We start from the raw sequence: 15,478 nt of genomic DNA, 5'->3' as shown, positions 1-15,478 counted from the left end.
AAACTATTTTTGAACTTGGACTGGAACTGATATTTTCATTAGTATTTCTGTTAAATAGTATGGTTTATTATTAGCATTTGTTTTTGAGTTCATCCAAAGTTGGTGTTCATATGGATCTTTTGCGGAAATAAGATAGTGTTGAGGATTCTTAGGATCTTTTACTATTAAAAAATCCTTTTCATTCTTCACTGCCTCTACCGTTGTCATAACCGCTTTATTATTATTTTCCATAATAAAAGTAAAAAAGGAGAGCCCGTTTGCATCAATTACTGGCCTTGGAGTTAACTGATACTCATTATATGAAGAAGATCTGTAAATAATTGTCCCTTCTTTAGCTCTATTTTTAGAGGCTGCGTCAACCACTAAACTTGTTGCCACAATGGTCCCCGCTACTTTGGTTAACCCCTTAATTATCGATCCAGCAGAACTGCCTGGATAAGGTAGAGAAACTTCATTTCTTTTTATGACTGCTCCAGCCAAAGCTACTTTTGATTCTTTTTCTTTGTTATAAATATTCACAAGTTCAGCAGTTGATTTATTAGGATATTTATCTTTGATTCTATCCGGTACATAAATACTATTAAGATTAGTACATCCGTTAGAATGTGAAAATCTCCCATCGGCTGATTCACAATAATTCCCTGTCGGATCAGTATATATCAAGGGATTATTATGCACATAAGTATAAAGGTTCTGACTCAGCGGATTATCAATCTCGCCTTCATACGTATCCTCATTTAAAAACCGCCCTACACTAGGATCATAATACCGTGCCCGCAGATAGTAAAGCCCTGTTTCCTCATCATAGATCTCCCCAGCGTACTTGAAGGAATTCTGTGTTTCCTCAATCTGGCTTGTGATATTCCCCCACTCGTCATAAGCGTAGAAGTTTACGATGGCTCCACTCTTATCCACGATTTGAATCACATCTCCATGACCATTGTAGAGATAGTAAAAATCTTTATTCGTTAGCCTATCTTTCTTGACCAAGAGACGGTCTCCGCGTACAAAATCTGCTATAACAGCATTGCTGCCGTTTACTTCCGAGATCACTTCCTTATTTGTATTATACCTGTATTGTTTCACATTTGTTCCATTTGTTTTCTTATACCGCATGCCACCTGCATCATAATCAAACGATGTAGTACTGCTACCTTTGGTAATGGAAATTAATGTATTGAATAAATCATATTGATAACTAGTATCAGACATATCAAATGAATCACCGGCTGTATCGATTAACGTCGACCTGTTCCCACGCAGATCATACGTATAACTCTCAGAGGACCCGTCACTTGTGACACTCTCTAAGCGATTCAATTTATCATACGTGTACGTATTTGTTTGTGTTGGTTGGTTACTTGCTGTTTGCGTCGTTGTCAGGATGTTCCCATTATCATCGTAAATATAACTAGAGGATGATAACAAGGTCGAACCTTTCTTATTCATAACGGTTGTTAAACGATTTAAATTATTGTAGGTATATTCAGTCTTTAGAATACTCCCATCTGCTAAAGGTGGATAAGTTATATACTTAATTTGTCCATTTGGATAGTAGGTGTATTTCACATTGGCCGTATCTGATTCATTCAAGGTTGATAGACCATCGGTCTGCACCTTATCCAGTCTAATTTTGTCATATTTATATCGAGTGGAAAATATATCAGTTGATCCCTCTCTGCTTACATTTAGCAGTCTAATCCGATTGCTATTATCATAATTTAATTGCAGATTCGATGAATAACTGTTGACGCCCTGTATTTGAACAGATACTACACGTTTCAAATCATCCATCAGGGAGGTCATTGAGGATGTTTTGATACTATTCGTGTATTTTACTTGGTTGTCGTACAGAATTCCATTGCTACCAATGATAGTTTTGACCTGCTGGTTATTCCCTGTTATTCCTGTTGCATTTTGTATCGTCAAACGACTTTGTTGATCGTACTGATATGTGAGCACACTTCCGTTCCGATCATTCATTCCTTCAAGTTGACCAAGATTGTTGTACTTGTAGGAGGTTACTTGGCCCGCCGGATCAGACTTTGAATCCAACGAACCAATTTCGTTGAACGTTTTGGCGCTGATGATAACCGGGGAACTGGATTCATTACTTTGCAGGGTTGTGCCGATAATTTGTCCCTGTCTATCATATTGATACTTCGAGATTTCCCCAAGAGCATTTTTCAATTCGCTTAATCGATTGAGCGCATCATACTTATATTTTGTAGTGACACCCTCTCCATTCAGATTACGCTTAGGATCGACATAACTCACCAGATTACCAGCAATGTCATAGGTATAGTGTTCAGTTGAAGGTGCACTTACATTCGGCCAATCTTTATACACCCGGTTGGTAATGAGCTGTCCCCACTGGTTATATTCTTGCTCTACATAGCTGGATTTCAGGTTATTTTGTGACGTATTGTTACGGTAACTTACAATATCACCGGCAGCCACAAAATAATGTGCCGATTGGCGGGATTTCAGCCGAGATTCTGATACAAAAAGATTCCCGTAGGCATCACGTACTTCTTTTTGTGCACCCCATGCATCATACACAACGGATATGCTATTCTCCATTGGATCCAGTTGATAAATAGCATTCCTGAGATCATCCCCGCGGTATTGGGTGGTCTGTACCTGTCCCTCGCTGACCTGCTGATCATACATCAAAAAGCCTAGTCCATCATAATATGAATTCTGATTCGATATCAGAGTTACCTTACCATTAGTTTTATCCGTATATTTTCGGTTGTAATGAACCTTTTGACTGAGCGTTCCCGAGTTCTGCGCGTCTATGTCGACGGGTGTATTGGTATTTTCATAGGAATATTCATCTGAAACACTGTAAGTCACATTGTTCAGATTCTTGAAATTTGGATACGTAACATTCGTAATCCGACCTAATTCATCATAAGTGTACGAAGTTTGGTTTCCATTTCCATCGCTTTCTGTTCGGACTAAACCGGTCGCTAAATAATAGGTCATAGTTTTTTTTACAGTTTGGATGATATTTTGCCCTGTTCCATCTTTTGATTTAAAACTACTGATCACTTCGTCCGGATACAAATAATTGGTATCTGCAGATAGATTAGTTATAGTTACAGCTTGTTTAGAATTGTTCTCCAAATTTGTGGTTTCTTGAATGCTCATAAGCTTTCCAACTACATTAACATCAGGGTTCGAATTGTTAGATGTTATCGTATTTCCGTCGATAGCCGTATAAGTATAGAGTGTTTTTATACCTTTAGCATTAGTATATAACTTCAACCGTCCATTCGAATAATAATCGTACGTCTCGGTTAACTGCTTATCGTTATTTTGATACGATGATTTCGTTTTCAGAAAATAAAAGTTGGGTTCATAAGTATAGGAAGTGGTATATTTCTCTTTGGTTGCAGTATCATTAAACTGGGCCTCGGTTAAAGGCTTCGTCTCACTCTTTATCCCCCCCCATTCATTATAACTTACTTGAGAATACTGTTGATTTGGTGAAAGGTCATTGTCACTACCATAATCAGAGGTCTGTATCTGAGTAGGCTTACTTTTGTAAGTTGGATCAAAACTTAGATTGTCAACAACGGTTCGTTCTCCATTAGAGGCTCTAGTCGTCGTTGATAGGTTTTGCCCATCCTGGTTAAATAAGTTTATAGTAAATAATCCGTTCATCGCAGATGAACTCTGAACGGTTGAGGTACTGGAGTAATTATAAGTGCTTGGCGAATCATAATTTGATGTGTAGCCAGTATAGTTGCCAGTATACGTATAACTTTTTTGATTATATCCTGGATCGGTAATGGAAGTACTAAATTGACCACTACCAGCGTTGTATTTAAATAATGTATCATTTCTTGATCTGACGCGGAATTCTTCTGTAAAGCCTGAATCTCCCAATTTACTAGAAAACTTCTCATATTGAAACCAAGTCACAGACCGAGGATATTGAATCATTTGCAGCAACGTAGAAAAATTAGTACTAGTATATGAACTCGAATACTCCTTTCGAGAATAATCAAAATTGGTATACCCATCATTTACATAATGGAAATTAACTTTTTCATTGTTATTGCTTTGAATATACTGGAATGCAGGTACATAGCCATCAAATTGGCCATTTAGCGTCAAACTCGCCCTACTTTTCATATATGTCACATGCTTTTGGTCTAGGTTATTCAGATCTTTTACTGTGACGACAATAGATTCTCCTCCAAAATTGGTTTCATCCGGTGTCTGAAGGGTGGACTGATATGCAAAGTTTACGATGCGCCCCATCGTATCGGTGATTGAAGAAATCACTTTATACGTCTGTCCATCGTAGACTGAGCGATTAGCATGCTGAAATTTAATCACGTTACCATAACGATCCGTTATCCCAAGCAAACGACCGTCCATTGCAAAATATTCACGTTTTTTATTCGCATATTCTAAATAATATGAAGAAGTTTCTTGTCCATTACTAAATTCACCTTGGTAATCACGAATCAGGCGTAGGTCCTTCCCTGAGTAGCCAACTAAATGGGTATAGCTACCCACAGCATCTGTTGCGTTCAAATCAATCTGATATACGGCTCCATCTCCACGATGATAATACATATATCCACCCTCCGCCATTTGAATCGAAGGGAACATGAATGACCACCCCATGCCCAAGTCATATCGGGAGATAAAATAGTTATACTTTTTCATATCATTCATTCCGTAATTATAATTCTTCATGTAAGGAAAAGCGTTATTAGAGTCAAACATAACCCCAATATTTAGATCCAACCCGTCTCTCCCGGGTAAGTTGATATCTGTTTTCTTCCATACCATTTTTCCAGATGCCGGATCAACGGACTCGCTAGAACCACTATGATCTGAGAATTGTGGTTTCTTAGTCTGATTAATTTGCATCTGAGTAATTAAACCATTGTAAATACTATTAATATCTTCTGAATAATTGGTCATTTGAAATGTTTTAGCAACATTTGATTGAGTGTCCATAGAATATACTGCATCCATAACCGATAAATTATAGGTGGACTCGGTAACTGAAGTTAATTCATCGGTGTGTTTCATTTGTGATTCTGTTTGAATTTCTTCGCTGCCTTTCTGTTCAAAGCTTTGAATAATTCCATCTATAGATTTCTTATTGTTCTTTTTGACTGCTCTAATTATTTCTATTTCTTCAGCGGTACTTAAACTTCTATTTTTTCTTTTCAAATTTGCTTCTATGTTTGGATTTTCATTAATTAATTCTTTTAATTCTGCCTCTTTCTCAGATTTCAGACTTTGTTCAATCTCCTCCCATGTCTGATTCAACTCTTTCTTTCGCTCTATTAAATCCCGTGGTTGGGTTAACCATTCATTTCCTAATTGGTCTGATATGTAAATATCCTCTTCTGTTGCTCCATTAAGAATAATTTCTTCCAAGTCTTTTTTTGTGTATACATATGCTATTGGTTTATATAGTCGCTTATTAAAATTTTTTAAAGTCTTTTCCTGTACATTTTTCCGCCATTCAGACTCATAAACCGCTTCGGTTACAGACGTGACTTTTATTGCTTGAGGACTGAGATCTATTCCTTTAATCATAGTAGTTACATCATCAGAAATATCGGGTATTTCCTTAGTATTTAGTGCAGGTTCTTTGGCAATCTCTGCATTCACCGATACAATATTAAAAGAGGGTACAATTATAGCAAAAATTAAAAAAATGATTAAGAATTTATTCAATGAATTTTTCACAAAGGTTCCCCTATCATATTTTATTGTTGTATAAGAATCTGTTAGTTTCAATCATATTCCTTAACTGAAGTGTCTACTTTACTTCCTCCTACTCACCATTAAAGTGTTTATTCATCAATTCCTTCAAAACTATTATCCCATTTCTGACTCTTTGACTTTAAATGATAATTGGTACATATCTTCACTTACAGTTACATTTTTTCTCTATACTCATACACAATACATTTCCAAACAAATGCCTATCATTTTTATTATTATTGATGATCTACTCACAGTATCAATTACAATGTTTTTTATGTTTATCATAATTATTAGTTTAGTATCTAAAGTATCAAGCTACTGTATTCGATTAGTATCTGTAGAAAGTAAATTCCCATTACCATCGTATACAAAGTCACGCCGATAATTAATACTCCCTTTATGAATGATAATTGCTGATAACCGATTATTAGAATCATAAATATATTCATCATTATGACTATTATCTAAAGTGATTATCTTTACTGGAAGAGTTGAGTAAGAATTTGTTAATCCATTACCCAATTGGCCAAACTCATTATTTCCCCATGTTATAACCGAATCTCTTGTAAGCGCTATACTGTGTGATTCGCCTGCGTCTATTTTCAATACATTAGACGCTTTCACTTGGATAGGGACAAGTTTTCTTTCAGTTGTACCATCTCCAAGTTGGCCCTTGTTATTTCCTCCCCAACTCCAAACAGTCCCATCTGACTTTAATGCTAAAGAATAATTCCCACCACCGCTAATAGCGATAATATCCCTTAGTAGACCTACCCCATTTCCCCCTTTTACTTGGACAGGAATACGACGTTCTACAGTAGAACCATCACCAAGTTGCCCATTATCATTCTGCCCCCAGCTCCAAACGGTCCCATCATCTTTTAATACCAAGTTAAAATTATCTCCTGAACTAATTGCTTTAATATTTGTCATTAAAGGAGCATCATTCGGTCTCATTTGCAATAAACGTGGAATATTACTACCTACGAGGGTTCCATTCCCCAGTTGACCGTGATTATTCCCCCCCCAAACATAAACATTTCCATTTGAAGAAAGTGCTATAGAATGTATCTCACCAACATCTGAAGCTATAATATTCGTAAGAGCACTCCCATTTACTCCTTTGATTTGTTCAGGAGTTGTAATAAGTTGTGTACTATCCCCTCCTACTTGCCCATATTGATTATCTCCCCATCCCCATAATGATCCGTTCGATTTAACAGCAAGAGTATGATAGTATCTACTGCTAATATTATTTACATTTGATAATCCATAAATGGAGGTTGGAGAGACAATAAAATCAGTCTGATCTCCAGCAGGACCTAAACCCAAAAAACCATAATAATTGAATCCAAAAGTCGTCACTGTACCGTCAGTTTTCAAAGCATATGTGCTATAAGTACCACCAGTAATGCCTTTATTCATCGCAACCACATCGCTGCCAGCTAACTGTATTGGTTTATTACTAGATGGAGTTATAAAGTCTCCCAACTGTCCCATTTCATTACTTCCCCATAACCATAGATCTCCATTTGCACCTATAAAACCACTCTTATCTATACCAGCATATATTTCCCCACCAACTTGTGCACCTTGAGTTAAAGATGGAACTGATCCATTAGTACTTTCACTTAAAAAAACAGTTTTCATTAAATGCTTACCATAAGTAGATTTAATTACACTAAAATCATCATATGTGGATTCAACTACCGTTAAATTTTGATATGTGGAGTTTATTACAGAATCTTGTTGATAACTCTCTTCACTAACAACTATAAATTTAAGAATGTAATTGTCTTTCAATTTTTCGCCATTTGTATTTGCAAGGGAGTACGGAGGTATATACAAGATATATTCTTTAGCGTTTTCCAAAGCAATCTGAGGGGTAATTATTAATTGATGACCTTTGATCGATTTCTTTATGTCTATCGACTTGTTACTATTAATATTCACTAAATTAATCAAATTAAAAAACTGACCTTCGCTAATACCCTGCGCAAATTCCACATTCAACGGAGAACCTTCTGATAGATCAATTGATTGTTCTTCAGGAATCAACTTCAATCCAACGAATGGCCCTTCTGATTTATTTCTACTATCTGCATTCACATAAGATATAACGCTATAAGATGCGATTAAAAGAAATAAGGCAAGCAAAAGTGCATTATATTTCTTCATATATTTTCTCTCCTATTAAATAAATTCGTTTTTACATATTGTACAATTGATACATTCAATTGTACAATATCATTTGACAACTGATTCTACTTTGCCGCGGTAAATATAGGAGAATTATCGATGGTGATACAACATCAGTAACCACTAATAGTACATATCAATAGCAGCACCGCTGAAGCTAACAGCGAACATTTTCCGTATTTATGAATCTTTGAAATCCATTAAGAATGAATATAATTAATTCCATATTCACTCTAATAACAGTAAAGCACAAAAAAAAAAATTGGACATGACAAAAAACACCTCCCCCATCCTCGTGGGATCTCTGAATTTATTTATGGCAGGTATTCTGACTTCGCAGTTTATTAAGAGTTACACCATCAACTGTTTTTAAAGTTAACAATGCAATTCTTAAGTGCGTTCACAGTGGCGGGACCGCGTTGGAATTTCACCAACATTCCCCTTTTAAGTCACATGGAAAGCTCTATGTGATCACCATAAATATTTATTTGGATAATATACCACAAAAAGAAAAAATATTCATATAATTATTTCTAATCACTTTTTTACCATTATTTTTACATGAGCATTTCGTATAATTCATATTTTGATACAGCGGCATGATCAGTCCGCAACGAAATCTCAGTGTTGTGTGAGATGAGCAATAAATGGGCAGACGGGCAGTATTTCGGTGAATCTAAAATTTTTAAGCGGCGCTTGGACTTGTTGCTTCGCGATGGCGAGTGCAGAAGTAAGTAACACAATCGCATTCAAATATTGGTCGATTGTCGCTATTTGAATCCTCCCAAACATGGAGCTGCTCAGCGGTTAAAAGGGTTTTTTTCGAGAATTGCAGCGTTCTACACTGGTTTGTTTATTGTAAAATTCCTTTTCACCTCAGCCTTCCTTATGCGGTAAACATAGCACCGGAGATTCGATTGACTGTTGTTTTGAACACCATTCCATATTTAAAGGACGAACAAGCGGTCATGCCTAAAGGACAATCTACTTGACCTGTCCGCAAACGAACAGCGGAATTTTAAACATGCCTTTTCGTGTCCCCAATTCGTCATGGGAAATCCCATTGAACAGCAGGGCGTGTCTTTGCATGGATCCTCGCTGGCAGTTCTTTTTCATTCCAGAGATTCATCGGGATAATAGCCTGTGCGTTGAGATGCCGTATCGCCACATAGTTTCATTAGGTCACATCCCGCATCCAGCATAAAGAATTTCACTTTGATTTCTTACCCACAAGCGTCTTAATCGCAGGTCCTGCATCTCCGTCGTTCACATGGGTAGGGTAACTTGAGTGCCATGGGAAGTTCACTCTTGGCATCGACGGCCAAGTGCAACTTATAGCCATACTACTTGACTTTACCCAAAATCCCTTTGTGTATCTAGGGCTTAGATTAATGCAAAATGCTCAATTCAAATAAAATCACAGTTTGAATAAAGAGAAGTCAAAAAGTAATTATATTAATATTTATGGATCATTATATGAGAACTTTCTCACATACAAAGTTTATTGGACTACCTTAGTATAAAATCCAACCATAAACAACTGAGGTGCTTGATGAAAAAGAACCACGTATTTTGGCTTGTAGGAGTAATTATGTTATGTTTAATTCTACTTTTGGCATTTACAGCATTTATGTCTAAAAGTGATGAATCCGAATTGAGGAAACTTCCATCTTTGATGGATGCTACTGGAAAAATCGAACTTAAAGTTGGTGACTTTCAGCTTTCTTCTCAGCCATCTATTGGTGATCCAAATGCTCCTATTAAAGTCATAGAGTTTGCAGATTTCAAGTGTCCTGCTTGTCGAAATTGGGATGTTGACAATGCCACTAAGTTTAAAAGTGATTTTGTAGATACAGGAAAAGTTCAATTTTATTTCATTAACTTTCCGTTTCTTGGTCCAGACTCTATAGAAGCTGCTGTAGCAGCCGAAATTATCTATAATCAAAATCCTGATAGTTTTTGGGAATTCAAAGAAAAACTATTTCAAATACAAGGGAAAGAACGAGCAATATGGGCTACGGAAAAGTTCTTACTCAAATTTGTGAAAGATAATATTAAAGAGATTGATTTTGATCTGTTTAAGAAAGATCTTCAAGAACATAAATATCTAATTGATGTAAAGAAAGATTTTAAAATCTCTGCTGCAAATGGTATCTATGGAACACCATCTTTTGTTGTAAACGGAGAAAAGATAGACTATACACAATTAACAGAATATATCCTTAACCTTCTAAAATAACTCTAATGCTTTCAGAAAGTCATTATAGTTTATTGCCCTCAAAAAACATATCTTTTGAAGATACTTAAGTGCCACTAACAGTAGTTCAGCAGCTCTGGAAGGAGGATTTTACATCGCCTCAAGGATTAAGGTATTGCCAAAGTGGGCAGGGATTACTAAATGTAGAACTGCTCCTGATCGTCCCTTCATACGATATTCAGGTTGCATGAATACCCTGATCCATTTAAAGATTGCTTTCATCGGAAATGGTAGCATGGTGTGCTAAAACAGAGTGTTTCACATTCAAGAAGGAATGCAACTATAGCTTCAAGCAAATTAAGAAAAGATCAAAGCTGTTGCAGAAACTCCGCTTAAAATCTATACTTCCAATAATCCTCATCTACTAAGCAATGCGGATAGGCGGCACGGTTAGAGCGGTATGCAAGCGCCATTCCCATCGAATTTGTATTTCTACTTATGGATCAATGGAATATTGATATAGAAAAGGCTGAACTAGTGCAAAGCTATATAGGAGCAACATATGCATTTGAAGGTATAAACTACTATGTGTAACTCGATATTATTTACAACTTGAAGGATCATCACACTCGAGAGAAGAGTCACAAGGTTGATGATATCAGAGAAACCAACAAACAAAAAGCCAAACAGTTTAAGGTGTTTATTCCCGACTAAATTTTACATTGGTCGTCACATTTGTCTGATTAGAATTAATCGCTAACCAATTGACCATTAGGACAATTGGTAGTGTTTTTTCGATTGCCGAATCTAAATTCATTATTCTATTTCCCGTAATTTCCCAGATCTATCTTCTAGGCTCCAGTTACATATAACTCCAAACCATCAAACTCGATTTTTATTCATAGACTTGCTTTCTCATTTCTAATACTACTTTATCTGGCCTATTTGCCGCTAAATTAGAGCAACAAGGGCCACGTCACTATCCTAATGTTCATGGTTATAACCAATGGACTAATCGCCCCCCCTTTCTCTGCTCTCAATAATTTAGTTCTTTCACCTTTTCAAATCCCTATGAAGATTTGATTAGGATCAAAAGAATAAATCTAGTGGCTGTAGCAAATCCACTTTTAATTCACCTAAAAAGATTAGATCGTAAATTAATGGAACTATGTCCCTAACATTTACCTTTGCAATAAAGCTCTTAGCAAGATATTCAATACTGTGGTCTTTAAAATAAACTACTTTCTTCATAATTTCATGGATATATATGTTGTAGTACTCTCTCTTTTGCTTGTGATTCATAATTAGCTGTATGTTTCTTTCACTGTCTCGGGAAGTAACTTTGGTCTCACAACAGAATAGCCCCACCCTTCCTTAATACTATAGTTCATACATGCACTATAAAATGTGGTTGTTGTTCTACAAAGATATCGCCGCCTTTTACTTGGTACAAATGAGGAGGATTTCCTTGCCTGAAAGCTAATGTATCCGGCACATACTCTTTTTTTTCAATACAAATCGAGAATTCATCACTTGGTATGGGACCCAAATAGGTTGTGGATAGTACCTAACTGTTATAGGATCCAACTCCAACAAATAATAAAACAAGCATTCCCCCCACAAAGACTCGTAGGGAATATGCCGTTCCATTTTCCGGCTTGGTATTGACCCAATAATATGAGGGGAATTTCGGCTCCCTTTATTATTGACTTTTTCGCTTTGGTGAATAAAGTTCATCCTCTTTCCTCCAAGTTTTTTCGCTCAGCCAGTCCACAGGCTATCCCTTCCCGTCATAAAAATGACATTTCTAACTCCATCTTTCATTGGCTCATAACCTCAATTATTACCAAATGAGAATCTGGTAAAACTAGTACAGTAAGATGTTTGAATAACTAAAAAAAGCCTGAACCAACAAAGGTTCAGGCGATGACAAATCATATTCATATATGGTGACAACTTAATTTACAACTGAATTCAATAGAAAAATTTTCAAACCCATTTGAATATATATTCATTTAAAAGCATAACAATCCACTCTCTGATTTATTAGTAGTATCCTTCAATTTAAGTTTATAGATTATGTTTTCAAACCTAATAATTCATAGTTAGACATATCGATAAATTGTTTGAACCACAAAATGAAAAAGCCCTATTCAAAACTTTTCTCAATGATCAAGCTGGTTTTAAATCTCACTTAGTAAAATGGTGATAAATTATTACTGCATGTCTAACTTACTTTTGTATTCAAGAGATTTGCACCTGCACATGAAGATGAACTTTAACCACTAGCTGTATGTTCGTCTTATAGTCAGCCGCTGGCACTAGCATTTCATTTTCAGAATGCATGCAAACACCATTGATGTTGCAGACAATGATTTCATCTCAAACTGCTCAACTCTGCCTAACCTAAGTTTAAATTCATTGAAGAATCAATTTTACTGAATGTTAAAGCCCAGTATTACTTGCTGCATTATCTTCAAAAACGGTGCCCTTTCTTACGTGGCTACGTAACATTTTTTCTGAGCTATATCTTGTTTGGGCCATTATAGAACGTTCACTACTTCCAGCCATCGCTGCAGATGAAACAAAACCAGACCTTAAACTATGTGCTGCGTATTTAGATTCATCACGACCAGTTTTTTTTACGTATTCCTTAACAATCAGGGCAACAGAGCGGTCAGAGAGTCTTTTCACACTTACTTGACCATGTCTATTTATTCCTAAAAATATTGGACCATTTTGGATATCAGCTACTTCAATCCATCTCTTCAGAGATTTCACCGGACATGTCATTGGGCTTTGTCCATATGGAATCCCGACAATTTCACCGTTCACTTCTTTATCAGTTTTTGAATAAGCTAGTTCAATACTGATACCTTGAGCATCAAAGGTTATATTTTCAAGGTCTAAGGACACTAACTCACTTCTCCGAAATGCCCCTTGAAAACCGATTAATAACAACGCTTTATCTCGTATCCCTTTTAAATTGTCTGGGACATGATCCAACATCAATATTAACATATCAACAAGGATTGGTATTTTACCTTTAGCTTTAGCTCTGTGTTTACTTCGAACTCCAGATAACACTTTACTTATTTTATAAGTTGTGGGATCAGCGAAGCCGTTAGCCTTATGAACTTGGGAAATGGAAGTCATTTTTCTAATAATCGTATTTGGCTTATTCCCATGCAACGCAAGGCTAGAAATGTATAAAACATAGTTTTCTTCATCTACCGGCATACATGGGTATCCAAATTTTTTGCAAAAATCTTCGAAATGCAGCCAGTCAGAAACATACGCAGCCTTTGTATTTTCAGCTTTAGAGCTTATTTGATAATTCCCAGCTTCTTCTCTGAGTTTTAACTCTTCCAGGAGAAGTGATTCATCTTTCGAAATGACGTCTGTAGAAGTTACAATTATCTTACTATTCCTCACCGAATTTAAAAAGATATCGTGGTTAGAATTCATTATCTCCTCCCCTTTCTTAATAATGGGAAACTTGAACCTCTGTCAAGAAAGTAGACACTCACGCAACGGATTTTGTAATGATGCATCCATATTTAGACTAGTTTCCATATGGTTGTACAACTGCCATCCGACGATTTTACTCGTGCATAGATCCATGATGCTGGCCAGGTACAAGCAACCTCCTCGGCTGGGATAGACGTAATGTGGGTCACTCCACGGTATGGGGTTTCAATACTTTAAAGTTTTGATTCATTGTGTTCGTTCCTGGAGCTGACGGCGCATCTCTTTCAACTCTGCTTCGAGTTCTTATACCCATCCTTACTCGCTGCCGTTCATTCTTTATCTCACGATATTGTCCCATCTACTGATGCAGTGTACTTTTTGTAGTGCTGAGTTCTTCTGCGATATCCTCAATGCTCTTCGTATGGCTCTTGAATGAACTTCACCGTCTGCTTCTTGTATTCTTCATTGATACGTTGTCGTTGTTCTCCCACGCGAACACACCTCTATTCCCCTTATATCGCCTCGTTCGATAACGGGTATCCGCTTTCTATTCTTGCTCCACTCATTACTTTTTTTCATCTTAATTTTAGCCTTCTGAGCAATTTTGATTAGAAAATATCTAGTATTTTCTTTTCTGAATGTAGCCATAACAACATAATGATTTCTGTTAAAAAACTTCTGCATCATAACAGTTCAGTAGCTTGAAAATTTTAATATTATCGAAGATTAGGTTCTATTCAGTCCGATTAAATAGTCTACCTCACTACGACATTTGGCCCCTTGAGTAAAACATCATTTTAACGTCTATCTCGTAAACAATTAGGTGTAAGAGAAGAATTCTATAGTTTTAAGGCAAGCAACCTATTTTTAATACCCGTCTAGCTTATTTTTTCGTTTTTCTTTATCAAGAGCCACCTTAAGATCGAAAACTTTTCCATCAAATGGATTAATTACCTTAGGTCTTGTTTTTAAATATAATAAAGAAAAACCATATTCAAGATCGCTTTCTTCAAGCCTATCTTTTCCAGCTCTTAAAGCGTATTTTATAGAATGGTGCAAAAGATGATTTAATGTTCTAGAAATACCTAACGTTGCGTAATATATTTTTTCTGCAAGATAAGGATCGAATATTTTAGATTTATCGGCAAATGGCAGTTGTAGATCTATACTTTTTAAAAAACCTCGAAACTCTCTTATATTTTCTTCAGAATTATATTGAAAGCCAAAAAAATCTGGTTTACAAGGAAAACGTTCATCCAATTGTCTGTTACTATTAAAAATATTTATGGCATCCTCCTTGATACCACCAAAAACTATTGGCAGATTGACATCATTAAGCAGTTGTTTTAACCAATCAGCTGCCTTTCTTATTACACGTTGAGTATCTGTATCAATCAAATGTTGCAGTTCATCAATAATTAATAATTCAACGTCTGTAGTTAGAAGATATTGTTTTAAACGAGCCGTTAATATCTTTTCAGTCCCTTGGTTGTATAATGGGTCTCCCAGTTTTTGCAACATTTTTGATGCCACGTTTTGCGGTTTTGAATTTGAATCTAATTCCAATAGAAGAACAGGCGTTGCAGTATATATAATGGTATGGGAATTGATTATTTTAGTTCTGTTTTCTTTCGGGAAATTTTTCTCGTACGTTTTGAATAATGTAGATTTTCCTGTCCCAGTATCCCCTAAGATAGCTGCTCCTTTCTTAAAATTATGACAATCTTTTATAACCTCATAGAGTTCATTGAATTTACGATGATGTACAACGATCTGATCAAGATGTTCTAATCTCAATCGTAAATCTATTTCTTCAACTGGCTTTCCACTTAAACGCGGGAAGTCCTCTTTTTTCATTTC

6 protein-coding genes and 1 riboswitch are annotated in these 15,478 nt (G+C 36.1%); of the genes, 1 reads left to right on the top strand and 5 read right to left on the bottom strand.

Annotated elements, in window-relative coordinates; translation table 11 throughout:
• Nucleotides 1-3: 3 nt before the first annotated feature.
• Nucleotides 4-5,730 (bottom strand): RHS repeat domain-containing protein, encoded by a 5,727-nt coding sequence (locus tag NST34_RS10730; protein ID WP_341127743.1) that lies wholly within the window; start codon nucleotides 5,728-5,730, stop codon nucleotides 4-6.
• Nucleotides 5,731-6,066: 336 nt separating this feature from the next.
• Nucleotides 6,067-7,929 carry an RCC1 domain-containing protein gene (locus tag NST34_RS10725; protein WP_341127742.1) on the bottom strand — a complete coding sequence of 621 codons (1,863 nt, stop codon included), beginning with the start codon at nucleotides 7,927-7,929 and terminating at the stop codon, nucleotides 6,067-6,069.
• A gap of 322 nt (nucleotides 7,930-8,251) precedes the next feature.
• Nucleotides 8,252-8,444: riboswitch (cobalamin riboswitch) on the bottom strand.
• Between the two features lie 1,058 nt (nucleotides 8,445-9,502).
• On the opposite strand from NST34_RS10725, the gene NST34_RS10720 reads away from it, so the two are divergent.
• Complete coding sequence (locus tag NST34_RS10720) at nucleotides 9,503-10,189, top strand: thioredoxin domain-containing protein (protein WP_341127741.1); 687 nt, start codon at nucleotides 9,503-9,505, stop codon at nucleotides 10,187-10,189.
• Nucleotides 10,190-11,236: 1,047 nt separating this feature from the next.
• On the opposite strand, the gene NST34_RS10715 is transcribed toward NST34_RS10720, so the two are convergent.
• The 3 genes from NST34_RS10715 to NST34_RS10705 all read right to left on the bottom strand — a co-directional run bounded on the left by NST34_RS10715 (nucleotide 11,237) and on the right by NST34_RS10705 (nucleotide 15,475).
• On the bottom strand, nucleotides 11,237-11,398 hold the full coding sequence (locus NST34_RS10715; protein ID WP_341127740.1) for a hypothetical protein: 162 nt from the start codon (nucleotides 11,396-11,398) through the stop codon (nucleotides 11,237-11,239).
• Between the two features lie 1,194 nt (nucleotides 11,399-12,592).
• The gene (locus tag NST34_RS10710) at nucleotides 12,593-13,615 is read right to left on the bottom strand and encodes a site-specific integrase (RefSeq protein WP_341127739.1); all 1,023 of its coding nucleotides are present in this window, start codon (nucleotides 13,613-13,615) and stop codon (nucleotides 12,593-12,595) included.
• 870 nt (nucleotides 13,616-14,485) lie between these two features.
• Complete coding sequence (locus NST34_RS10705; RefSeq protein WP_341127738.1) at nucleotides 14,486-15,475, bottom strand: TniB family NTP-binding protein; 990 nt, start codon at nucleotides 15,473-15,475, stop codon at nucleotides 14,486-14,488.
• Nucleotides 15,476-15,478: the final 3 nt, after the last annotated feature.

Source organism: Paenibacillus sp. FSL H7-0714 (assembly GCF_038003765.1).
Taxonomy (GTDB): domain Bacteria; phylum Bacillota; class Bacilli; order Paenibacillales; family Paenibacillaceae; genus Paenibacillus_AQ.
Note: the sequence above shows the minus strand (reverse complement) of the source record. Positions and strands in the feature narration are given on the sequence as shown.